Here is a 22,944-nt window from a genome sequence, read left to right on the forward strand (position 1 = left end):
TGAATAATCAAAGTATCGAAACAGATAATCCAAAATGATTCAAATACAGGATTAAGATTATGCCAGCTTATAAAGCCCCTCTCCGCGATATTCGTTTCTTAATGAACGAAATGTTAGATTATCCAGCACATTACCAAACTTTGACAAGTGGTCAAAATGCGGATGCTGAAACCGTTGATATGATTCTTGAAGGTGCGGCAGATTACTGCGAAAACGTACTTTCTCCACTGAACCAATCGGGTGATGAAGAAGGCTGTACCTTTAACAACGGCGAAGTCACCACACCTAAAGGCTTCAAGGAAGCTTATGACCAATTCGTCATGGGTGGCTGGCAAGGTCTTTCTTACCCAGAAGAGTTTGGTGGTCAAGGCCTGCCAATATCTTTAAACCTCATCAAGTCTGAAATGATGGGTACTGCAAACTGGTCATTCACCATGTACCCTGGTTTAAGTACAGGTTGTATGAACACCATCATCCAGTTCGGTACAGATGAGCAAAAAGCGACTTATATGCCTAAACTGGTTGAAGGTACTTGGTCAGGCACAATGTGCTTAACGGAACCTCAATGTGGTACAGACTTAGGTCAAGTTAAAACTAAAGCTGAACCTGCTGCTGATGGTACTTATAAAATCTCTGGTACTAAAATCTTCATCTCTGCGGGTGAGCATGATTTAACTGAAAACATTATCCACATCGTACTTGCGCGTCTTCCAGACGCACCTGCTGGTACCCGTGGTATTTCTTTATTTATCGTGCCTAAGTTCATCCCAACTGCTGACGGCGGTGTAGGTGAGCGCAATACCGTATCTTGTGGTTCAATCGAACACAAAATGGGTATCCGTGCTTCAGCAACTGCTGTATTGAACTTTGACAATGCAACAGGTTACCTCATCGGTGAAGTCAACAAAGGTTTACATGCAATGTTTACCTTCATGAACACCGCACGTATTGGTACAGCTGTTCAAGGTATCGCACACGCTGAACTTTCTTTCCAAGGTGCTTTACCTTATGCGAAAGATCGTATGTCTATGCGTGCCCTTTCTGGTAAGAAAGAGCCTGAGCGTGTAGCTGATGCGATTATTCACCATGCTGATGTTCGTCGTATGTTGTTAACTCAAAAAGCGGTTGCAGAAGGCGGTCGTTCAATGATCTACCACGCTGCAAAACTTGCAGATAAAATGGCTGATGCGCTGGCAAGTGGTGATCAAGCTGCTTATGAAGCTGCCGATGACAAACTTGGTTTCTATACTCCAATTCTTAAAGGTTTCTTGACTGAATTAGGTTTGGAAGCTGCAAACCATGGTATCCAAGTATATGGCGGTCATGGTTTCATCAAAGAATGGGGCATGGAACAAATCGCACGTGATGCACGTATCTCAACATTGTATGAAGGTACAACGGGTGTCCAAGCACTTGACTTATTAGGTCGTAAAGTTCTTTTAAGCTCAAAAGGTAAAGTTGTTCGTGACTATACTGCTGAAATCTTAAAATTCTGTGCTGCACATGCTCGCAACAAGTATTTACGTCGCTTCGCTTGGGACTTAACTAAGGTTTGCGCTCAATGGAACACATTAACTGTTCGCATCATGCTTGCAGCACGCAAAGACCGTGACATCGTATCTTCTGCTTCTGCTGATTTCTTGATGTTCTCTGGTTATGTGATGATGGCTTATTTCTGGGCTCAACAAGCAGTGATTGCTTCTGAAAAACTAGAAGCTGGTAACGGCATTGAAACGCCTGAATTCTATAAAGCAAAAATCAAAGTTGCAGATTTCTATTTTGACCGTTTATTGCCACGTGCACAAGGTCACGCAGAATCAATGGTAACGACTTCACGTACTTTGACTTCACTTGCTCCAGAACACTTCAGCTTCGATTACTAATCGGAACTGACAAAAAGAGCGCTTGATGCGCTCTTTTTTTATACTAATTTTTCTATTCCGCCTTTTCAAACACATAGGCTTTTTTAGGAAATGGATATTCCTTAAAGAACTTACGGTTGCGGCCCTGATCCCCATTCCAGATTTTATCCAGATCCATCACAAGATTCTGGTCCTGATTGATCCGATAATATAAATTCACATCCACCGCATCACAGCGCACAACGATCTCTTGTTCTGTGGGCTCAACATGCCACTGCACTTGCTTACAGGTTCGCTCTATTTTGGCCATATTGCGCGATGGATCTGAACCCAAACGCCCGAAACTGGTATTGGTCCAATAAACTGAACCATCTTCTAATAAATTTAAGATATATTCCGCTTCTTTTTCATCTTTGACACAACCAGCAAATGCATCAGTACAAGGAATACGCGCATGATAGCGCCCAACATATTGCATATCTTGTTGAGTCGGTTGCGTCATATGTTTAGAAGCAACATGAGGAACTGTTGCTTGTCCAGCAACCTCAGTCAGTGACATTCCTTCACTTGCACTTGTTCGTGCTTGCTCAGCATCTAACATCACTGGAATAGAACTTTCATCACTAGTTGGCTGCGCTTGGTTTGATGTTTTCATTGAATCTGGATGATAGCTATCACAAGCACTCAAGCCTAAACTCAATAAAAATCCTACACTAACATGCTGTAAGAAGAACCTGAACTGCATATCCACAAATCTCAAATATCAACATCGTTGTCACACTTTTTTCAAAAACATCCGATGGTTCTGCAAAATATAGGAAGCATTTGAATATTCGTCTCTTCCCTCAAATGGGTAATTATGGCGGACGTAACTTGATGAAATAGCAAATTAACAAAGCAGTATGCTTTAAGTCGGTGCATTTTAGGTGATACCGTCGTTTTTTCCATCAGCCTTTTACACACCGTAACGATTCTCCCATCTGTTTAAACTTTAAAAAAACCAGTTCATCCCTATCTCATTATTAACAGCGATTTATCATGAATGAAGCCTCATTCTGTTGCTGTATCAAATATTTTAGGAGAAAAATTAAATGACCAATTCTGGTTTATATCGCTCAAACCGACAAAGCATGATCGCTGGTGTAATGGGCGGTATTGCGGAACGTTTTGGTTGGAATGCAAATTTATTACGCTTGATCTTTGTAGTGATTTCACTCATGAGCGCAGCTTTCCCTGGTATTTTGGTTTACCTGATTTTGTGGTTAGTAATTCCAAAACAACAGCAAAGTCGCGTTGATTATGTACAAGGCTATAATCAGCCCGTAAAAACCGTTTATGAAGACCAAAGCATAAAACGTTAATTTCTTTGCCTCTTTTGGTCGCTACGGTTGAATTCCCCCCTAATACAACCGTAGCTTTTTTTTATTCTGATTGAAGCTTTTGACGATTGAGTTGTTGTTGAAGCGCAGCGATCATATCTGCACGACTAATCATGCCAATCAAACGTTGATTTTCCACGACAGGAATATAATTAAAAGATTTTTCTACAAAATAAGGAATAAGATCTTGAATCGGTTGCAGCGGATCAACCGTTACTACGCGATGACTCATAATTTGATGGACATAATGTTGCCATGAATTTCTTGGATCTGTTGCACCTTTAAACCACTCCACAAGCTCATACAAAGCAAGTGTCCCGACCAAATTATGCTCTGAATTTACTACAGGCAAACTCATTAAATTTACCGCTTTGAATTTATCTAAGGCTTGCTGAATATCATCATCTTCATGTAGCTTAATCACATCACGACTCATAATATCTTGGCAAACAAATGAGTGATTCAAACGTTCATTGGCATGCTCTTGTGCCTCTAAAATGATCTTTTCTAAATCATACTGACTAATATCTAATAATTCTGTGTGGTGTGCTAAAGCATGTTTAATATCTTTAGGTTGGATCGAAACTTTCTGAGTTGGTGTCGGGTCTTTGGAACGCTCATTGACATGCGCTGTAATCGGATAATGACGTCCAATCAAACGATTGAAAAAGACAGCAATCAACAAAAGTAAAATTGAATTGAGCAATACGGGATATAAAATAAAGTGGAATCCTAAACGATGTACAGCATCACCGCCTAATACCGCGGTGATTGCAACTGCGCCGCTTGGAGGATGCAATGAATCGGTTGTCATCATCATAAAAATAGCTAACCCAACTGCGACACTAAAAGCAGAGGTTAAATCAGGCAACAACTGTGTACATGTCACACCAATTAAACCTGCCAATATGTTGCCAACCACAACATTCCATGGTTGCGCTAAAGGACTATTCGGAACTGCAAAAAGCAGTACAGAAGAGGCACCCATCGGGGCGATATACCATGCATTCATACCACCCAATACATACCAACTGATTAAAGAGGATATTGCTAAACCACAAAGCGCACCAAATCCTGAAAGTAAACGTTCTTTCAAAGGTAATACTTTGTAATTCGGTTTTAAGAAATTTAGCCAGTCTGATTGGGTTAAGCTCACAATGCACCTTGCTGGAATAGGGTTGTTTCATTGGTTGCAGCAGTATACGCCGACTCAGACTGAAGATGTATTTAAATTACAGTTTTAAATAATAACGAAAACTGATCAAGGTTAATTTAAATACTCCTCCAATTGCTCCAATCGCTCTGCATATTTTTGCATGGGGCAAAACTCATACATCGGCGAACCGATATAAGCACCAGCATTACGGCACTCTTGATCGACAAAATTTTTCCAGAGCTGTTGTGATTTCATGATGTCCTGATAGCGTTCAAGCTGCTTGTATTCCTGACTCTGTTTTTTTATTTGATCCAATACCTGCACAATCTGCTTTGCATATAAAGTTTTGGTTCTGGTACTACAGATCTCCACCACAGCATTATTGATATTCCCCAGTTTTAGCTGTTGAATGGTGTTATCGACACATTGGCTATAAGGATCTATCGCTTTATCTTGCGTTTTGGCAAATACCAAAGTACTCAAACAAGCCATAATCAGTACTGCTATTTTTAAAACTAATTTAGTCATGAATGTGCTCTTTTGTTATGTTGGTATTTTTAAAATAATAATCAAAAAAATGCCTTAAACATATTTTTCATTCAAATATCGCCAATAACGTTTAGGCAAATATTGCACATGCAATTTCACATTCTGACGTTCTTTAATATTGATACTATTGAAATAATCTTTCCAAAGCTGATCATATAATTCTTCTTGTTCATCTAATTCTAATTGGAAGTTTTGACTGGCCCCATTTTCGATATTACGGTCAACCTGATGAGCATCTAAAGACACCTCATGAATCTCGTGTAAGTCATAATACAATCCATATTTGCGTTGTTCGTCATAAATCAACCAACGTTGATCTTGATAACGACGCTTAAAATGCGGCTGTATCAAAGGCAGCACATTAAAATCAGGACGAACCAAACTTAAAAACAATCCATCTGTAGTTTTCTTAAACCGCACAAAAGCTTCCATACGATGCTTTTCGCGTCCGACTTTTTTCGTCCATTGCGAAATCGCTAAAACACTGGGATGAGAGTAATTTTTTTCGACTGAATGTTGATGCCGAAAAACATAGATACAGTAATTAAATAAATGCTGATAGGCATCCAACGATTCCGACAAATAAGCAAAATAAAATTGTCTCAGAGATGAATGCGAAAGTTTCTGCTGTAAAGCTGACCAAACACGTGCTGCATGCTGCTCGTGATTTGGAATTTCAACTACAGTGGCAAATAAACCATGCTGTGCACCTTGGTTTAAACACAGTTGCACGTGAAACTCTTTGAATTGAAAAGCACGAAATACGCAGTTGAGTAAACCGATCATAGAGCCATCAAAGTAGTAATAAACCACCGCATCACTGAGCATGTTTAAAATCCTAAACTCAATTGCGGTGACAGTTGTTTAACGTATTTAGATGAACCCTGCGTTAATATTTGCTGACGAATATCAGTCGTAGAAAGTTCCTTTTGAAACCGTGGACTGTCTTCACAGCGAATAAAAAACTGGGCACGTGAATACGCCACACCGAGTTGCTTCAATAAATCAGTATGTATCTTGCCAAAACGACGCGCTTGCACGATTTTCTTGGCTGACTTTACGCCGATGCCTGGTACACGAAGGATCATGCGATAGTCAGCACGATTTAAATCCACTGGAAACTGCTCAGGATGACGCAACGCCCAACTCAGTTTGGGGTCTACATCCAAATCTAAATGTGGGTGTTTTTCATTGACGATCTCATTGACTTCAAAACCATAAAAACGCATCAACCAATCACTTTGATAAAGACGATTTTCACGCAACAGAGGTGGCGCCGAACCGACCGCTGGTAAATAGTTATTTTCTGTGTTGATTGGAATATAACCTGAGAAATACACCCGTTTCAGTTTAAATTCCTTGTAATGTCGATCTGCCATCACAAGTACGTCTTGATCAGTTTCTTGATGTGCGCCGACCACCATTTGGGTGGTCTGCCCTGCGGGTACATATTTCGGCACATGCTTAATAATTTGACGTTCATCTTTGAGTTGAATCAGTCGATCTCGTACTAAGCCTAAGTCTTTTTGTACTTCTTGATGTGATTTTTCAGGGGCAAACGCTTTTAATCCGATCTCAGTTGGCATTTCTAAATTGATGCTCATACGGTCAGCATAAAGCCCTGCTTCATGAATCAGTTCAGGTGATGCACCTGGAATAGTTTTGAGATGAATATAGCCATTAAAATTTTCTTCTAGACGTAGTTTTTTCACCACTTGAAGCATCCGCTCCATTGTATAGTCTGCGGATTTAAAAATACCTGAGCTCAGGAATAATCCCTCTATATAATTACGACGATAAAAATTAATAGTCAGATCAACCACTTCTTGTACGGTAAATGCAGCACGTTTGACATCATTAGAACGGCGTGACACACAATAAGCACAATCAAAAATACAGACATTACTGAACAAGATTTTCAGCAAAGAAACACAGCGTCCATCTTCGGTATAGCTATGGCAAATCCCTGCCCGACTGGCATCACCTAAACCTTTGTCTTTATTTTTACGGTCACTACCACTGGATGAACAGGACACGTCATATTTGGCTGCGTCCGCAAGAATTTGTAATTTTTCACGAATGCGATCAGACATAGCAAGCACCTCAGTGACAACATCATTTCAAAGCTAACATTTCATGATTTGAAAATTAAGATCGATAAAGATGTTATGCGTCATGAGGTGACGTTTATGTGAATGGTCTCCGATTCAGGACTTTGCCAACTGGGAAAATATGTCAGCTATTAGGTACGTTTTGAATTAACTCGAAAATTAAACAAAAGCGTTTAAATAATTTATTATCAGAACTTGTCGCTGAAACGCTTGAATCCTTTGCACTGCACCCGAAAATCCTTATACTTAACCACAATTTTTGTTTGATTCCAGTGGATGCACCATGAGTCGTGCTATATCGCATATTGATACATTTCAGGGCTTAATTCTTGCCCTACAAAACTATTGGGCGGAGCAAGGCTGCGTCGTATTACAACCATATGATATGGAAATGGGTGCAGGGACATTCCACACTGCAACTTTCTTACGCGCATTAGGCCCAGAAACTTGGAACGCGGCTTATGTTCAACCATCACGTCGTCCTAAAGATGGTCGTTATGGTGAGAACCCAAACCGCTTACAACACTATTATCAGTTCCAAGTAGTGCTTAAGCCAAACCCAGACAATATCCAACAGCTTTATCTTGATTCGTTAAAAGCGATCGGCATCGATACACTTACTCACGATATTCGCTTCGTAGAAGACAACTGGGAATCTCCAACACTCGGCGCTTGGGGCTTAGGTTGGGAAGTTTGGTTAAATGGTATGGAAGTGACTCAGTTCACTTACTTCCAGCAAGTCGGTGGTGTTGAATGCTACCCTGTTACTGGTGAAATCACATACGGTTTAGAACGTCTTGCGATGTACCTTCAAGGTGTAGACTCAGTTTACGATCTTGTTTGGACCAAAGGTCAGTTCGGTACCGTGACTTATGGTGATGTATTCCATCAAAATGAAGTGGAACAATCGACCTATAACTTCGAATATGCGCCAGTCGATAAATTATTTGAATTATTCGATTTCTATGAAGCTGAAGCAGCTCGTTTAATGGAAGCTGAACTGCCACTTCCTGCTTATGAGCAAGTGATTAAAGCATCGCATAGCTTTAACTTATTAGATGCGCGTGGTGCGATTTCTGTAACTGAGCGTCAACGTTATATTTTACGTGTTCGTACCTTAGCGCGTTCAATCGCTCAAAGTTATGTGGCTGCGCGTGCGAAACTCGGTTTCCCAATGGCAGAACCACATTTACGTGATGAAGTATTAGCGCAGTTAAAAGCACAAGTTGAAGCAGAAGCAGCCCAAGCTGAAAAAGCGAAGGAGAATAAATAATGACAAAGCATACTGTTTTATTCGAACTTGGCTGTGAAGAACTTCCACCCAAAAGCTTAAAAACTTTACGTGATGCTTTGAAAGCAGAAACGGAAAAAGGCTTAAAAGATGCAGGCTTAAACTTCACTGCAATCGAAGCTTATGCCGCACCACGTCGTTTGGCATTAAAAATTGTTGATATCGATGCTGCTCAAGCAGACACACAAAAACGTTTTGACGGCCCTGCTGTTCAAGCCGCTTATGATGCAGAAGGCAAACCAACTAAAGCACTTGAAGGCTTTATGCGTGGTCAAGGCATCACGGTTGATCAGCTTTCGACGTTCCAAGCAGGCAAAGTTGAAAAAGTTTGCTTTTTGAAAGATGTGAAAGGTCAAAGCCTTGATGCTTTACTGCCACAAATTTTACAAACTGCATTAGACAACTTACCTATCGCAAAACGTATGCGTTCAGCAGCAAGTCGTACTGAATTCGTACGTCCTGTGAAATGGGTTGTATTGCTAAAAGATGATCAAGTGGTTGAAGCAACCATTCAAGATCATAAAGCAGGTAATGTGACTTATGGTCACCGTTTCCATGCACCTGAAGCCGTGACTTTGGCGCATGCAAATGACTACCTTGCTGCTTTAGAAAAAGCTTACGTTGTTGCGAACTTTGAAAAGCGTCAAGCAACGATTCAAGATCAAGTGAAACAGTTAGCTGATGAAGTTAATGCAACTGCGATTGTCCCAGCAGACTTACTTGATGAAGTCACCAGCTTGGTTGAATGGCCAGTTGCATTACGTGCAACTTTTGAAGAGCGTTATTTAGCTGTTCCTCAAGAAGCCTTGATTACCACGATGCAGGACAATCAAAAGTATTTCTGTTTGATCAATGCTGAAGGTAAATTACAGCCTTACTTTATTACTATTTCAAATATTGAGTCGAAAGATCCGATTCAAATTATTGAAGGCAATGAAAAAGTTGTACGCCCTCGTTTGTCGGATGCAGAATTCTTCTTCCTACAAGACCAAAAGCAACCGCTTGCGTCTCGTAAAGAAAAATTAGCCAATATGGTATTCCAAGCGCAATTGGGTACGCTTTGGAATAAATCAGAACGTATTGCGAAATTAGCCGTTGCGTTGTCACCAATTACAGGTGCAAATACAGCTGATGCTGAAAAAGCAGCGTTACTCGCTAAATGTGATTTGACCTCTGAACTTGTGGGTGAATTCCCTGAACTTCAAGGGATTGCAGGCACTTATTATGCTCGCCTTGAAGGTGAGAATCATGAAGTTGCTGAAGCTTTAGGTGAGCAATACTTACCTAAGTTTGCGGGTGACGTATTACCACAAACCAAGACAGGCACAACGATTGCGCTTGCAGATCGTTTAGATACGCTGGTTGGTATTTTTGGTATTGGTCAAGCGCCAACAGGTTCTAAAGACCCATTTGCATTACGTCGTTCTGCAATCGGTATCTTACGTTTGATCATTGAAAATGAACTTGATGTGACGATTGAAGAACTGGTTAATTTTGCGCTTCAAGGTTATGGCGATATAGTTAAAGATCATGACAAGACACGTGCGGATGCCGTTGCATTCCTTGAAGGTCGTTACCGTGCCAAATATGAAGACCAAGGCGTTGCAGTTGATGTGATTCAAGCGGTTCAAGCACTTGCTCCAAAATCTCCACTTGATTTTGATAAACGTGTGACTGCGGTGAATCATTTCCGTACTTTGCCAGAAGCGGCAGCATTGGCTGCGGCAAATAAACGTGTTGCCAATATTCTTGCCAAAGAAGCAACGCCTGAAGGTGCTGTGGTTGAAGCGAATCTCGTTGAAGCGGCTGAAAAAGCGCTTTATGCAGAGTTATCAGCTTTAACACCAGTGGTTCAGCCTTTACTTGCTGCGCGTAACTACACAGAAGCCTTGTCTAAGCTTGCTGCGCTTCGTGCACCAATTGATGCCTTCTTTGAAGGTGTAATGGTCATGGCAGATGATGCAGAGTTAAAAGCCAACCGTTTACGTTTATTGGCTCAGTTGCGTGATTTGTTCACAGCGATTGCAGATGTAAGTGTATTGCAGGGTTAAGTATTTATAATACTTGATCTTTCAAATAGACCCCGCTATACAATAGCGGGGTTTATTTCATTGAGTAATCATCAGCCAAATTTTAATAAAAATTTCCATTCTGTGATTCATCTGAATATATTACTGGTACTTAACGTTGGAAATCAGACATCCCTCGGCTAGAACGATTTACTAGGAGGCTGGGGCCTTGTCCTTGTTGAAGTGCCAGTAGCCTCTGCTTTAACCAACCCACGGCTTGATGATTTGCCCATTCCAAGGAAGGAAAGCGTAGCCAGAAGAAGCATCTTGCAACGCACCTTGAACTTCCATCAGCGTATTGATTTCATCAAGTGCCATTTCTAGATCATCAATGGTTACCTCAAACCGAGCATCGCACAGACTGATGCTTTGTTCATATTCAGTTCCTTCAGCAATCTCTTGGGCCTCTTTGATAACGTGAGGCTCCCGAACCAGAACTATTTGAAATTTCGAAGAGCCGGAACGCTCCACCATCAAAGAGTTTCCATTCTGATGAACTTGCAGGTTGTACGCTCTCAGTTCTTGTTCTGCTCGCTCGAGGGTACAGCTGTCACTACGAAAGAGGATAAGGCACGATCCTTTCATTGGATACTCCAAAGAAGCCAAACTAAAAGCTTAACAGGCAATGCCCCGCAACAAAATCGAAATGTGCAAAGTTGCCAAAATAATCAAAAATTGCCCCGTAATTGGCTGGGTGCATGTCGCACTTGAGCAAGAATTAGGCTTTTAATCTAGTTTTAAACTACTAAAATGCCCTTTCAAATCTTTCTTTAACACCACAATATAATGCCTGATATGCACTTTTGTAGATATTTAAATCTTCATGCGTGAAATCAGCATAATCGCTCTCCTGAGCAGAAATTCTAGTCATATTTGCAAGCATTAAAAAAATTAAATACCCATCAACACCATTTGGGAATTTGTTAATACTTCCATACTCTTTTGCTACTTTTAACAATTCAGACATATATTTTTCTAGGTCGCTAATATTAAATTCCGCAACAGAAGATTGATTTGGATAGTTTTCTATAAACTTATCAATATCAATTTTTATTAGAGTATCCATTTGAAGCCTCAATAGCCTTATACAGCAGAAGTAACACATAAGATTCCAAATCCTGCTGCATAAGACACCCAATTAATTAAAAATTAAATAAAATTTATTGATTTGTGTTGAATGAAAATTATCATGAGGAAAACAAGGCGTCAACGATCATAAAATGTCAGATTACCCCCTATCTTCTTGATTTGATGAAGCAGCGAATACGCTAAAGACTTAAGAGCTATAAACTGAATAGGCATAAATTTTACGCACTGTATTGATTTCACATCACCTACATTCTTTTCTTGAACTTGGCGATAAGCTATAAAACTTGAATTGCAACATTATTGCCAAAAGGATAAAAGATGATGAAAAAAATACCTGTACTGTGTTTTGCGACTGCACTGATCGCATCGTCTTCTCTCTGGGCAGCCGAAACAAATACAACTACGACGAATGCAAATACTGCAACGGCTGAAAAAACACTTCCTTATGGTGATAACCCTAGCCTTGGTCGCGTATTGCTATATAAAACAGGCAAAGGCATGCAAAACCTAGGTGAATCCATCCAAGGTGCATCTGAAAACACCTCACAAAAAATGAGTGAGAGGTGGAAAAACACCAAAGAATATACCGCTGAACAATCTGAAATCGTTCAGGAACAAACGCAAAAAGCCAAACAATACACTGCTAAAAAATGGCAAGACACCAAAGATGCTGTAGTAGGTACAAATAATGGAAATGTGCCAATCGAACGAGCTGAACTTAGTCAACCCTCATCAAATTAATACGATTGAACAAAATTTATAGGAATGAATGAAACAATGACAGTTATGCCTTTTAAAACCATTTTGCTTTGTTTAGTCAGTAGTATTGGCTTTACCGCGTGTTCAACGCTCTCTTCTCAAACCGAGCAGCCTTTACAGCAACTGCAACTGGTTCAGAACATTGATGCCCTACCCAATACCAAGACCAATGCGGCATCCTTAAATAAATACAAGAATCATTGCATGATCCAATTTACAGGTTATTTTGATGGTGGGCAGAGTACGGAATCATGGGAATTTAAAGGCAATCAGTTGAGTCGGGCTTTTTCTGAGACCTATCAATATGTGCCGAATCGTTTGTTCAATGCGGCCACTGAAAAACCTGTATTAGATCAGAAAACGCGAAAAACCACAGTATTTGACATTCAGAAACCTGAGGTAAAACATAACTTTGACAAGTTAAAAAGCTACTTTAACCAAACCGTTTTGGACCAATGTAGCTAAGTTTGCCATCTCCACAATTTCTATCCAGAGTGTGTTTGAGCTGTAATGTGCTTGTAAAGTTTTGCTGAAATCCATCGCTTTCTTTCTTTTGCTCGCTATGATGCATTGGCGTTGATGAAGTACTCCAATACGGTACATCGCTAAGGAAATCGCAATGAAAAAAATGATCAAAACAGCTATCGTCACAACAACTCTACTTGCTTCTGCATCTATTTTTGCGCAAAACGTTGGTGTAAATGCCAATGGTTCTGCACAAGTCAATGTCGAATCAGGTGGCTTGATCAAAGGCGTTACTGGTGTAGTTAGAAATACAGCACAAGGCGTTGGTCATGCAACTCAACATGTTGGTCATGCTGCTGTACACACAGGTGTAAATGTGGGTTCACAGGTGGTAGATAAAACCGCGAAAGTGGTTAAAAACACTAAGGATTATGCGGTAGAGAAAGCTGCTGATGGCAAGGAGTTTGCTGCTGAAAAAAGAGCAGAAGCAAAAAAACGTCATCAGCAACATCAGGCTGAGCAAAAGTCGATTGGCCTGAATACCCAAGCAGGGGTTAACGTTGGAAACTCATCCATTCAGGCACAAACGGGCTTGAATGCAGACAGGAAACAGGCTCAGGCAGGTGCCAATGTTGGTGTGAAAGTATTAGGTGTAAATGCGAACGTAAATACCGATGCAAAAGTGGGTACAAACTAATTTTCGAACCCATCGTTAAAAGCCCTTTGCTTAAGCAAAGGGCTTTTGATTATGTGATTTAGTCTATCAATTGTAGTTTTGTCTGCTCATCTGCATGATCTTCAATAAAATGTCCCTGTCCATGATCATCACAACTCAAGGTCAAGTTTTTATAACTGAGTTGATAAAATTCAGGATAGCGTTTAAAAATCAATAAAGACTGATCCAAAGCCAAAGCTTCACCGACTTTAACTAATTTATGAATCCCACGATCATTCATCGTCAAAACATAAGATTCTGCATTTAACTCAAGTTCAACAACGGCATTCGCACTGGCTTTCAATGGCAATAGATATTGCTGATTCGGCTGAATTGCTTCAGCGTTATAAGCCTCTAGCTTTAAGCTAACTAAATTAAAAACTAACCATGTATTTTGAATCGTGAGAATGGTCGGCACTGAGCTGTTCATCTGTTGCATAAAATGCGGATGAATACCTAACTTCCGTAAATTTTGCTCAGTACCCTGTTGTAGATTAAATAATTGTTGAACCAATTTTTGCTTAAGAACAGCATCAAAATAACGTTCATCTAATTCAAAATTGTTATTTTGTAAGATTCGCAATAAAGCCTGATGATGTCTGCTCAATAATGCATCTAATACATGGCGATAGTAGAACTTACTTTGCTTTTTAACCTCTCGAACGCGCTTATAAAAATAAGTAATCTCAAAAGGTTGCTCAACAAAATCATTGAGTAATTGCGAACTTGCCAAAACCGAGAGGGCTTCATGTCCTGTAAAAGGCAAATGAATCACATGCATCTTTGGTAATAAGGGCTGTATTTTTAAGAAATGTTCTTTATCTTCTGCATAATATGGATCATAGACAATGATGTATTCACGAGATGAATCCACTTCATCTGCCTGAATCTGCATATTTTGATGAATAGATGCATCAAAAAATTCTGCATAACGGCGATCATGAACCACATCAGGGTCTATCGAATATTGTGGTACAAAAGCAACGATTTTATGCATATTCAATAAATTAGAATATTTAATCGCAGCATAGCCTCCCATTGATCCACCATAACCCACAATCTGCTCAAACTGTTGTAAGGTCGGCTGAATCTGTCGCTGCATCTCAAGCATGCTGCTTTGAGGAAACCAAGATTTTTGCTTCGGCATAATCCCGATGACATTGTATTGATATTTTATGAGTGATTTTTCAGCATTAATTGACATTCCTTTGGCACGACTAATCAAATCGCCAAACGAAACCACCAAAGTGTCACTTGAACCTTTTAAAAAAATAACGCGAATATGTTCATCTTCAAATATTATTTGCTTATCCATGCTCACACTGAAAAATTAATCCTAGGCTTGTCGCAAAAAGCCATCAAATGATGTCTTTGCCAAACCCTATTTGCGGAGTATCTTATTTTATAGAGATAAGAGAGATTAAAAAGCGCAAAAAATGACACAATCCTTACATCCTTCCGCTCAAAAAGGCTTTAGTTTAGGGGCTGAACTGTATCAGCAAGTTCGTCCCAGTTACCCACCAGAAATCCTCGTTTGGCTGCAAGATCAGCTCAAAGTCGGTGAAAATTCCAGTGTTATTGACCTCGGTTCAGGGACTGGCAAATTCTTACCTTTCCTACTTCAGACACAGGCAAAAGTGATTGCGGTTGAACCTGTGACAGCGATGCGAGAACAACTGGAGCAACGCTATGACAAAGTCGAATGTCTACAGACTTCAAGCGATCAACTTCTGGTGAAGGATGCATCCATTAACGCCATTATTTGTGCCCAATCTTTTCACTGGTTCTCAAATATCGAAACGCTCAAGGAAATGTATCGGGTATTCATTCCTACGGGGCATCTTGGACTGGTTTGGAATCAACGTGATATTACTGTTGACTGGGTCAAAGCGTTGGCCGATGAAATCGCCCCATTTGAAGCAGATACACCACGTTATCATAGTGAGAAATGGAAACAGGTTTTTGAGCAACAACAGCTCTTTCAATTCAACGGTCTTCAGACCTTTCAACTCAAACATACAGGCACAGTAGAACAAGTGGTCAGCAAACGCTTACTTTCCACGAGTTTTATTGCAGCAATGCCAGAACATCAACAACAGCAATTAAAAGCAAGATTTGAACAAATTGTATTTGATTTTACAGGCCAAACTGCTCAAGATCAGATTGATTTTCCTTATACAACCTTTGCCTACCATTTCCAAAAAATAGCAAAGTAACAATAAATCAGGTGTTTCTATGACCTTTAAATTTAAAACAACGATTGCACTCAGTTGCTTGATCAGCTCTACACTATTACTGAGTGCTTGTAACAAAGATCCTAAAGCACCCTCTCAGCAAGAACAGCAAACTCAAAATGCTAATGATGCCATTGGTCAGCTTAAACAAATCCCGATTAAACAGTTCCCTACAACGGCTGACGATGCGCATGATATTGCGATTTTAGATGACTATGACCGTCGTTTTACCGAAATGAGCGACAGCATGGAAATAGAGCTGGCAAAGATGAAAGAAGCCAATACGCTCACTCCAGCGTTTGAACAGCAACGCCAAACAGATAATGTTCAATCGGCATTGAATATGCTGAAAGAGTTAGAACTCAAAACAGAACAAGGTCGATATATTCAAGGACTTTTATATGAATACTGGGATAATCAAGCCAAAGTACTTGAGCAAAGTACCTTAGCGAGTACCACAGAAAATACTGATACGGCCAAACAAGTTGATCATTTAAATGAATATCTACATGCGCAAAGCCAACTACACCATTGGAAAAGTTCTCAACCAACAGAAACTAAAAAGGCGAGCGAGTGATATAAAAAATTGAGGGTCATACGACCCTCTCTTGTTCAACAAGATTAGATTTTTTGTTTTTCTATCCACTGAATTGAATTAACACGGAATAACTCACAAGCACCATCACCCGTATCCGTAGGTGTTAAAGAAGATCGCCAAACCAAATCTTTATCCCGAATCTCAACCAACTCACCTTTCAACTGCACCAAATCCCCACGCTTCACTTGTTTGATTTGCTGGGCAATTTCAGGATTTGCGGGAATAATATGCATATTGGAAACCATTTGCATGGCTTGATTTGCAGGAACAGGTAGCTTATCTATTTTCCAATTCAAATAGCGGTCATATTGATTTACTGAAATTTTACGTGCGATCTCGGGCTTGGCAAACAAACCCCAACTCACGGCATAATCAATCGGAGAAAATTTTGCTTGTTCGTCATCTTGGTACATTTTAGAACCAAGAATACGGAAGTTGCCATAAAAAGGCTGTAACACCGAAATAGACTGATCCTTTGCGATCGGCGATAAACCATTGGCAATGTTATATTCTATTCCGCTGGTCGATGCATGTGTCTGCCCAAGCATAACCACCATGCCTAAACTCATCCATAGACGTTTTTTCATGGCTCATCACCCTCAAAATCTAACTAAATTCTTAGAAAAGCGTATCTCTTCATAGTATGCTTAGACGATGAAAAAAATTACTTTTTTTAGTAACAATCAAACTTACTTTAGTCATATTTTTGTGGCTTTGTTACTGATTTCTCTAATCTGAATCAACGAATGGATCTCTATGATTTATCAATTCTATCAACGTCGAGTTTTCCCACATTTACTCAATCAAGTCATGCAGACTGCAAGTTTGATGGATAAGCGTCGTGAATTATTGGTTCCTATCGAAGGTGAAGTCCTCGAAATAGGTTTTGGTACAGGTTTAAATATTCCTTTTTATGGCAATGTTGACTCACTTTATGCTTTGGAACCCAATCCAGACATTTATCATCTTGCCGTTGAACGAGTTCAGCATGCGCCTTTTTATATTAAGCATGTACAATCCAGCGCAGAAAAACTTCCATTTGCCGATGCAAGTTTAGATCATATTGTTTCCACATGGACACTCTGTAGTATTCCAAAACTTGATGCCGCCTTAGCAGAAATTTATCGAGTGTTAAAACCTACAGGCACCTTTCATTTAATTGAGCATGTGAAACATCCTGACTCGATCAAATTACAATCCTTACAGACCCTACTCACTCCGCTACAAAAAAGGATTGGAGATGGATGCCATCTCAATCGCGATATTGAACGACACCTTGCACAAGCTAAATTTAAATTTCTTGAAAAAGAATATTTTGATGCAGATGGTATTCCTGCGATTGCACAAAAAATGCTGTTGGCTCGCGTGCAAAAGTTATAAATTCAAAGCAGTCATTAATTTTCAAAATCAATTCTTAGCGTTTCAAAACGAATACGTCCTTCACGTACTGCTTGAGCAATTGCCTGCTGTCCTTTGCTCAAGCGCGCACCTCCACTTTTAATATCAAGTAGAATCACCTCAATATCGTCCGCAGTCCCATCACCATCACGAAAATCGGTATAGCCATCAAAAACCACGTAATCGACAGGATCACCGAGAAATTTTGCATCACTGGGTAAATACTGAAATTCAGGTAAAATCGGTGCAAACTGTTCTGCCATTTTTCCTTTTAACACCGCACGACTGGTATTTACACTACGTTTCTGTGCATCTAGCAAAGCTTGCTTATGTTCTAATTCTAATTCAGCAATATATTTTTCATATTCCGCCTGAATACGACCATTCCGCGTATTGGACAAAATCAGCGTGGTAATCACAACACCAATACAACCACCAATTAACATTGCAAGCCAAACTGACATAAAACTTTCCTTTTTCTGAATCTGCTATTTAACTGCAACATTAAACTTTTGTCATGTGTCACACACTCTACTGAAAAAGATGCTAAGGTATAGTTGAATACAAAACGCTTGTTAAAAAATCTAATTTCATGAAGACAATATTAATTGCAAATCAAAAAGGTGGCTGTGGTAAAACCATGACAGCCATTACGCTTGCCGCAGCACTGTCACAAAAGGGCTATAAAGTCGCGTTGGCTGATGCTGATAACCAAAAATCATCATTACAATGGTTAAAACAACGCCCTGAAACTGTTGCTGCCATTCAAAGCCTCGACTGGAGGCATGAGAAATCAATTGGTGATGCACCTAAACATCTCGATTATTTAATCATTGATGCGCCTGGTGCACTGTCAGGTGAGCATGCAGAACAACTGGTCAGCGAAGCCCATGCGATTGTGACCCCTTTACAGCCCTCGTTCTTTGATATTGATAGTACGCGTCGGTTCCTAAAACATTTACAAGACATCAAACGAATACGTAAAGGAAAAGTACAAATTCTGTTGATTGCCAATCGCGTGAAAGCGAATAGCTCTAGTTCAAAAGACATTCAAGACTTCTTTAAGAAGATTGAACAAGAGCCTGTCGCATGGATTTCAGAACGTAGTGCTTATGGCACGTTGGCTATGCAAGGTTTAAGTATTTTTGATAAACCACAGAAAAATTTTGTGAGTATTCAAAGCCAATGGCAACCCGTTCTGAATCAGTTAGTCGATGATCCAAGTGAATGGTTTTAAGCCGCCTTGCTCCATTAGCAGGATGGAACAAGGCATGAGACCATTGATGTAACTGCATTAATAAAACTTATCTTTATTTAGCTTCAATGAAAGGTGCGGGATTTGGGCTAGGTTGGTCTGTGTCATCACCCTCATCTTTCAGGTTATGTCTCATTTCATCACTATCGAGGTTTTCCATAGCTTTACGAATGGTCTCGTTACCGTGACTGCCATCATTTGACTGGATTGCCTGTTCACGTTCCGCACCTTGGTCCTGTAGTGCATTTTCAGGATTTTTAGGAATATCTTCCCTTTCTATAGCCTGCTGTAATTGATCACTGTCCGTCAGGCCTTCCACTTGCTGATAACTGAGTTTATCACCGTTCAAGAGGGTAGCCACTGCGCTTTCGGCTTGTGTACCATTGCTGTTATTCGGTTGTGAATGATGGTCCTGACCTGTTTTTGGAGAGGTATTGTCCTGATTATTTGAATGTGTCATCGAACTGCTCCTTAAATTCACTTTATGGATGTGTGATGAATTCAATATAACAATACGCTTTGTAACTCTTTGCCAACTCTTGTATTAAAGTCGATAGCAAATGTTGCTATGGTAAGTTGCTGTATTGCAGTCTTGAAACTTTCGTAAATGCTGAGATATACATATTGCCGATCACGGGCCACTCCATTGAAAATAATCGGCTGGCTGAAACATGCCAGCGGTTTAGCCCCTGATTTCATTTAGAGATTTCAACGTGAAATTACTGAATGAAAATTTTACTGGACGCATTTTTCAGTTAATATGATTTTATTCAACTTTTAACCCTAGAGACGGAAGCTTGTGCAACAATACGCTCCCACATTACAACGTGTTTTATTGTTTGGACTGTTCTTTGTCTTAATGTATTTGGGATTCAGCATTCTCAAATACTTTATCGTTCCTGTGCTTTGGGCAGCGATTATTGCTTATATGACATGGCCTGTTTATTTATGGGTACAACGTCGCTTTTTTGGTGCAAATCGACCAACGCTAAATGCAACGATCATGATTACGTTGGTCATTTTAGTGATTGGGGTTCCCTTTGTTTGTGCCATTTTCATGCTGCAACTCGAAGGCCGAAATTTATATTTTAATTTACAAAAACAATTATTTTCAGGTCATATTCAAGTCCCCGAGTTTATAAAAACACTTCCGATTGTTGGTAAGGATATCAGTCGTACAGTCAATGAATTAAGTGCCGATCCGAATAGTATTGCGAAGAATGTTGCCGAATGGATACAAGGTCATTTGAGCTATGGCCGTTTTGTACTGAGCGAGATTAGTCGGAATTTAGTTAAACTGACCTTTGCAATCATGACGTTGTTCTTTTTCTATCGTGATGGGCAAATGATTTTATCTCAGGTGAGTCGCGCCTTAGAAAAGATCATTGGTCCTCGCGTACATCATTATTTAGAAACCATTTCAGAAACAACACGCGCTGTAGTGTATGGCGTGGGATTAACTGCTGTGGCACAGGCCATTTTAGCAGGTCTCAGTTACTTTGTAGCAGGTGTGCCTAACCCAATGCTACTCACCATGGTAACGTTTATTTTGGCCTTAATTCCATTTGGAACTCCCATCTCCTATTTAGGGGTTGGTTTATGGCTATTTGCTCAAGGCCAAACTGTCGAAGCAATTGGTGTGATTACATGGGGTGTCTTAATTGTAAGTAGTTCAGATAATGTGATTCGACCTTTAGTTATCTCAGGCGCAACTCAAATTCCATTCATTTTAATTATGTTTGGTGTGCTAGGAGGAATCGCAAGTTTTGGTTTAGTGGGCTTATTTATTGGTCCAGTCATCTTAGCTATTTTATTGGCAATCTGGCGTGAATGGCTGCATGAGAATGTTCAGGAGCCAATCGCTGCCATTGAAGCGCCACCTGAAACAAGGTCGTAATCTATTTACACGATTTACCATTTAATCTTACTGACAACTTGCGAGTTATCCCATAGTTTATTTGAATCAAACAAATAAAGCTGATAGATAAGGATAATTTGCAATGATTTCAACGGTACAAAAGTCTTGTGTTCTGGCAAGTTTAGTTTTGATGATGAGTGCATGTTCGTCTATTAACTTAGACAGCAATGCATCTAAAATTCAAACACAGCCAACGACAACAGATCAAAAACAACTCATACAAATTTACCAAGTCGATGCCAAAGGTGTAGGTGCATCGATTGGAAAAGTAACATTTAAGCAAACAGCAAAAGGTTTATTAATTACTCCTGCACTTTGGAAACTTTCCCCAGGTGAACATGGTTTTCATATCCATGAAAACGGCTCATGTGAAGCAGCATTAAAGGATGGCAAAATGGGAGCCGCCCTTGCTGCCGGTAGTCACTTCAACCCAGATCATATTGCCAATCATGGTACACCTGAGAATGGGCATTTAGGTGACTTACCTGTGTTAGTGGTCAATAATAAAGGTTTTGCGATTACACCCGTCATTGCTCCTCGCCTAAAACTTTCAGATATTCAAGGTCGTGCGATCATGATTCATGCGGGTGGAGATAATTATTCAGATACACCCAAGCCTTTAGGTGGTGGTGGCGAGCGAATTGCCTGCGGTGTTATTCAATAATAAAAGCACTGTGGGTATCTAAAAAGATATCCACAGTTTCGTAGATATTTTATGCAGCTACAAATAACTACGCTATTGGTTCAGCATATTATTCACTAATTGATCCCCTCGGCTTTACGTTCTTGCATCACTTGTTTGAGTACAGCTCTTGGTTGCATAAACCAAAAACTGATTAAACTAACACTCGTTAAAGCAAAAGCCCAAATATGGAAATGCGTATAAAGTACACGTACCAATTCTATAATCACAAAGAAACTCATCATCAATAGCATTGAAACAGCCGCAGCGACTGTCCCTTTGGATACTTCTGAAGACATTAATGCAAAACGATATAAAACTGAAAAACTAATCCCCTCTCCCAAGCTTATTAAGGTCATACCCATCAATAAACACGGCACTAGATAAGTTTGCCAAATCACGCCTAGCAGCAAAAATAAGGTTCCGAGCAACATAATGGGTAAGCCCATCAAAATCGTTTTACCTAATGGAAAGCGATCAATGATTTTGATCAGGATAATATTCCCTGCAATTAAGCCAAAAAATACAGGAAATTGCGCTAAACCATATTGCACACTACTGAGCTTTAACTCATCGACCAAGATAATGGGTGATAACGCAATCCACAGCATTAATGGCATCCCAACCAAAGGTAAAGCAATGCTTAACCCTAAGAAACGGCGATTGGTGAATACTTTTTTAAAATCATCAAAAATATAAATAAACGGTTGTCTCGCTCGACGCTCTGGGGTTGCTGGCATAAATTTATTTAGACCAAACCAACTCAGGAATGAAACGATTGCAATCGCAACAAAACCCCAATGCCAAGAGACATAATCAATCAGAAATGCACCAAGAACAGGCCCAAGTAATGGCGCAAGCAAGGAAATATTGGCCATTAATGCCATCACTTTAATGGCATCACGTTCCTCAAATGTTTCCTGAATTGCAGCATAACCCACTGCCGAAATGACCGTAAGGCCAATTCCCTGTAAAAAACGTAAAGTCAGGAATTGTTGGATATTCTGCGTCAATAAGATCAGTAAACAACAGATGGTAAAGAAAGCCACGCCTGCCAATAATACTTTCTTACGTCCAAGACGGTCTGACAGAGGTCCAAGCAACCAAGCAACACTTGCTCCACCCAATAAATAAAAAGACATAGAAGATGGTGCCCATGTTGCACTAACACCGAATTGTTCTGTAATTGCCAACATTGCTGGCTGAATTAAGTCATTACCAATATAGACTGAAAATTCGAATAGCACTAAAGCTAATGGAAACATGAGCGTTATACGGTTTAACGTCATGCTTTGATTGTTCGTCATCATGTTCTATTCACAAAAATAACCAATTCGCGTGCATCCATTTCCTTGAAAAAAAAGAAAATAGATTCCGCACCACGTCATTTTATGGTTCTGATTTAAATTAAATT

Annotated in this window: 25 protein-coding genes; 13 read left to right on the forward strand and 12 right to left on the reverse strand. The window is 39.9% G+C overall.

Going from position 1 to position 22,944, the window contains the following annotated elements:
• The first annotated feature begins 59 nt into the window (after positions 1-59).
• Positions 60-1,883 (forward strand): acyl-CoA dehydrogenase C-terminal domain-containing protein, encoded by a 1,824-nt coding sequence (locus ABLB98_RS12490; protein WP_348882356.1) that lies wholly within the window; start codon positions 60-62, stop codon positions 1,881-1,883.
• 52 nt (positions 1,884-1,935) lie between these two features.
• Here the strand turns inward: ABLB98_RS12490 and ABLB98_RS12495 are convergent, their stop codons facing one another.
• Positions 1,936-2,607 (reverse strand): hypothetical protein, encoded by a 672-nt coding sequence (locus ABLB98_RS12495; RefSeq protein ID WP_087544132.1) that lies wholly within the window; start codon positions 2,605-2,607, stop codon positions 1,936-1,938.
• 346 nt (positions 2,608-2,953) lie between these two features.
• Here ABLB98_RS12495 and ABLB98_RS12500 point away from each other — a divergent pair, with 346 nt between their 5' ends.
• A complete protein-coding gene (locus tag ABLB98_RS12500) occupies positions 2,954-3,223 on the forward strand; it encodes a PspC domain-containing protein (RefSeq protein ID WP_005156379.1) in 270 nt (89 codons plus the stop codon).
• 61 nt (positions 3,224-3,284) lie between these two features.
• Here the strand turns inward: ABLB98_RS12500 and ABLB98_RS12505 are convergent, their stop codons facing one another.
• The 4 genes from ABLB98_RS12505 to ABLB98_RS12520 all read right to left on the reverse strand — a co-directional run bounded on the left by ABLB98_RS12505 (position 3,285) and on the right by ABLB98_RS12520 (position 7,039).
• Positions 3,285-4,397: an HPP family protein gene (locus ABLB98_RS12505; protein ID WP_348882357.1), complete on the reverse strand. Its 1,113-nt coding sequence runs from the start codon at positions 4,395-4,397 to the stop codon at positions 3,285-3,287.
• Between the two features lie 111 nt (positions 4,398-4,508).
• A complete protein-coding gene (locus ABLB98_RS12510) occupies positions 4,509-4,925 on the reverse strand; it encodes a lysozyme inhibitor LprI family protein (protein ID WP_348882358.1) in 417 nt (138 codons plus the stop codon).
• Positions 4,926-4,979: 54 nt separating this feature from the next.
• Positions 4,980-5,774, reverse strand: a complete 795-nt coding sequence (locus tag ABLB98_RS12515; RefSeq protein ID WP_348882359.1) for a TIGR03915 family putative DNA repair protein — start codon at positions 5,772-5,774, stop codon at positions 4,980-4,982.
• A 2-nt stretch (positions 5,775-5,776) separates the two neighbouring features.
• Positions 5,777-7,039, reverse strand: coding sequence for a putative DNA modification/repair radical SAM protein (locus ABLB98_RS12520; protein ID WP_099948025.1), 1,263 nt, complete (start codon positions 7,037-7,039; stop codon positions 5,777-5,779).
• Positions 7,040-7,340: 301 nt separating this feature from the next.
• Between ABLB98_RS12520 and glyQ the strand changes: the two genes are divergently transcribed.
• Both glyQ and glyS read left to right on the forward strand, forming a co-directional pair.
• Complete coding sequence (gene glyQ, locus ABLB98_RS12525; RefSeq protein ID WP_004641159.1) at positions 7,341-8,330, forward strand: glycine--tRNA ligase subunit alpha; 990 nt, start codon at positions 7,341-7,343, stop codon at positions 8,328-8,330.
• Positions 8,330-10,399, forward strand: a complete 2,070-nt coding sequence (gene glyS, locus ABLB98_RS12530; protein WP_348882360.1) for a glycine--tRNA ligase subunit beta — start codon at positions 8,330-8,332, stop codon at positions 10,397-10,399. Before glyQ ends, glyS begins: the two co-directional genes overlap by 1 nt.
• A gap of 219 nt (positions 10,400-10,618) precedes the next feature.
• Here the strand turns inward: glyS and ABLB98_RS12535 are convergent, their stop codons facing one another.
• Together ABLB98_RS12535 and ABLB98_RS12540 are read right to left on the reverse strand one after the other, a co-directional pair.
• On the reverse strand, positions 10,619-11,002 hold the full coding sequence (locus ABLB98_RS12535; protein ID WP_087544144.1) for a hypothetical protein: 384 nt from the start codon (positions 11,000-11,002) through the stop codon (positions 10,619-10,621).
• A gap of 160 nt (positions 11,003-11,162) precedes the next feature.
• Positions 11,163-11,483: a hypothetical protein gene (locus ABLB98_RS12540; protein WP_087544149.1), complete on the reverse strand. Its 321-nt coding sequence runs from the start codon at positions 11,481-11,483 to the stop codon at positions 11,163-11,165.
• A 344-nt stretch (positions 11,484-11,827) separates the two neighbouring features.
• Between ABLB98_RS12540 and ABLB98_RS12545 the strand changes: the two genes are divergently transcribed.
• From ABLB98_RS12545 to ABLB98_RS12555, 3 genes are all read left to right on the forward strand, one after another.
• Positions 11,828-12,247 carry a hypothetical protein gene (locus ABLB98_RS12545; RefSeq protein ID WP_087544226.1) on the forward strand — a complete coding sequence of 140 codons (420 nt, stop codon included), beginning with the start codon at positions 11,828-11,830 and terminating at the stop codon, positions 12,245-12,247.
• 36 nt (positions 12,248-12,283) lie between these two features.
• A complete protein-coding gene (locus ABLB98_RS12550) occupies positions 12,284-12,730 on the forward strand; it encodes a hypothetical protein (RefSeq protein WP_087544151.1) in 447 nt (148 codons plus the stop codon).
• A 154-nt stretch (positions 12,731-12,884) separates the two neighbouring features.
• The gene (locus tag ABLB98_RS12555) at positions 12,885-13,427 is read left to right on the forward strand and encodes a hypothetical protein (protein WP_348882361.1); all 543 of its coding nucleotides are present in this window, start codon (positions 12,885-12,887) and stop codon (positions 13,425-13,427) included.
• 58 nt (positions 13,428-13,485) lie between these two features.
• On the opposite strand, the gene ABLB98_RS12560 is transcribed toward ABLB98_RS12555, so the two are convergent.
• Complete coding sequence (locus ABLB98_RS12560) at positions 13,486-14,760, reverse strand: hypothetical protein (protein WP_348882362.1); 1,275 nt, start codon at positions 14,758-14,760, stop codon at positions 13,486-13,488.
• A 121-nt stretch (positions 14,761-14,881) separates the two neighbouring features.
• Here ABLB98_RS12560 and ABLB98_RS12565 point away from each other — a divergent pair, with 121 nt between their 5' ends.
• Positions 14,882-15,661 (forward strand): class I SAM-dependent methyltransferase, encoded by a 780-nt coding sequence (locus ABLB98_RS12565; RefSeq protein ID WP_348882363.1) that lies wholly within the window; start codon positions 14,882-14,884, stop codon positions 15,659-15,661.
• Between the two features lie 19 nt (positions 15,662-15,680).
• Positions 15,681-16,256, forward strand: a complete 576-nt coding sequence (locus ABLB98_RS12570; protein WP_348882364.1) for a hypothetical protein — start codon at positions 15,681-15,683, stop codon at positions 16,254-16,256.
• Positions 16,257-16,300: 44 nt separating this feature from the next.
• Here the strand turns inward: ABLB98_RS12570 and ABLB98_RS12575 are convergent, their stop codons facing one another.
• The gene (locus ABLB98_RS12575; protein ID WP_087544161.1) at positions 16,301-16,864 is read right to left on the reverse strand and encodes a hypothetical protein; all 564 of its coding nucleotides are present in this window, start codon (positions 16,862-16,864) and stop codon (positions 16,301-16,303) included.
• A 169-nt stretch (positions 16,865-17,033) separates the two neighbouring features.
• Between ABLB98_RS12575 and ABLB98_RS12580 the strand changes: the two genes are divergently transcribed.
• Entirely contained in the window at positions 17,034-17,657 is a 624-nt protein-coding gene (locus ABLB98_RS12580; protein WP_348882365.1) for a class I SAM-dependent methyltransferase, read from the forward strand.
• A gap of 14 nt (positions 17,658-17,671) precedes the next feature.
• On the opposite strand, the gene ABLB98_RS12585 is transcribed toward ABLB98_RS12580, so the two are convergent.
• Positions 17,672-18,139 carry a Holliday junction resolvase-like protein gene (locus ABLB98_RS12585; protein ID WP_005156416.1) on the reverse strand — a complete coding sequence of 156 codons (468 nt, stop codon included), beginning with the start codon at positions 18,137-18,139 and terminating at the stop codon, positions 17,672-17,674.
• A 128-nt stretch (positions 18,140-18,267) separates the two neighbouring features.
• Here ABLB98_RS12585 and ABLB98_RS12590 point away from each other — a divergent pair, with 128 nt between their 5' ends.
• A complete protein-coding gene (locus tag ABLB98_RS12590) occupies positions 18,268-18,912 on the forward strand; it encodes a ParA family protein (RefSeq protein WP_348882366.1) in 645 nt (214 codons plus the stop codon).
• A 73-nt stretch (positions 18,913-18,985) separates the two neighbouring features.
• Here the strand turns inward: ABLB98_RS12590 and ABLB98_RS12595 are convergent, their stop codons facing one another.
• Positions 18,986-19,390 carry a hypothetical protein gene (locus ABLB98_RS12595; RefSeq protein ID WP_348882367.1) on the reverse strand — a complete coding sequence of 135 codons (405 nt, stop codon included), beginning with the start codon at positions 19,388-19,390 and terminating at the stop codon, positions 18,986-18,988.
• A 339-nt stretch (positions 19,391-19,729) separates the two neighbouring features.
• Here ABLB98_RS12595 and ABLB98_RS12600 point away from each other — a divergent pair, with 339 nt between their 5' ends.
• Together ABLB98_RS12600 and sodC are read left to right on the forward strand one after the other, a co-directional pair.
• Positions 19,730-20,827, forward strand: a complete 1,098-nt coding sequence (locus ABLB98_RS12600) for an AI-2E family transporter (protein ID WP_348882368.1) — start codon at positions 19,730-19,732, stop codon at positions 20,825-20,827.
• Positions 20,828-20,930: 103 nt separating this feature from the next.
• On the forward strand, positions 20,931-21,512 hold the full coding sequence (gene sodC, locus ABLB98_RS12605; protein WP_348882369.1) for a superoxide dismutase [Cu-Zn] SodC: 582 nt from the start codon (positions 20,931-20,933) through the stop codon (positions 21,510-21,512).
• Positions 21,513-21,607: 95 nt separating this feature from the next.
• Here sodC and ABLB98_RS12610 read toward each other — a convergent pair whose 3' ends face one another.
• Complete coding sequence (locus ABLB98_RS12610; protein WP_348882407.1) at positions 21,608-22,837, reverse strand: MFS transporter; 1,230 nt, start codon at positions 22,835-22,837, stop codon at positions 21,608-21,610.
• Positions 22,838-22,944: the final 107 nt, after the last annotated feature.

It is taken from the genome of Acinetobacter yuyunsongii (assembly GCF_041021915.1).
Taxonomy (GTDB): Bacteria; Pseudomonadota; Gammaproteobacteria; order Pseudomonadales; family Moraxellaceae; genus Acinetobacter.